This window comes from Streptomyces sp. SID12501, assembly GCF_010550245.1.
Lineage (GTDB): Bacteria > Actinomycetota > Actinomycetes > Streptomycetales > Streptomycetaceae > Streptomyces.
Genome location: NZ_JAAGLU010000756.1, coordinates 1 through 425 on the forward strand (window position 1 = coordinate 1; position 425 = coordinate 425).

Annotated in this window: 1 protein-coding gene; it reads left to right on the top strand. The window is 74.4% G+C overall.

The window, feature by feature from the left end; genetic code table 11:
* A partial coding sequence (locus G3I71_RS48305) for a CPBP family intramembrane glutamic endopeptidase (protein ID WP_164325327.1) occupies nucleotides 1-425 on the top strand: 425 nt, incomplete at both ends.

Here is a 425-nt window from a genome sequence, read left to right on the forward strand (position 1 = left end):
GGACGCTGGTGCGCGGCTGCTGATCGGCCTGGCCCTGCTGCTGGTGCCCGCGCAGTGCGTCGCCGAGGGGGTCGTGTTCCGCGGGTACCTCCTGCAGACCGTCGGCACGTGGCTGCGGCACCCGGCGTTCGCGATCGCCCTGCCCGTGCCGCTGTTCGTGCTCGGCCACGAGTACGTGAACCTCGCGATGCTCGACATCGCGCTGTGGGCGCTCGCGATGGGCTGGGTCACGTGGCGCACCGGCGGCCTCGAGGCCGCCGCGGCCGCGCACGTCGTCAACAACGTCGCGGTGTTCACGCTCGGCGCGGTGGGCCTGGCCGACCTCGACCTCGTGGACGTCGGGCCGGTCGCGCTCACGGTGTCCACGGTCCAGACCCTCGCCTTCGTCGGACTCGTCGAGGTGCGCGCGCGGCGCGCGGGCGTCG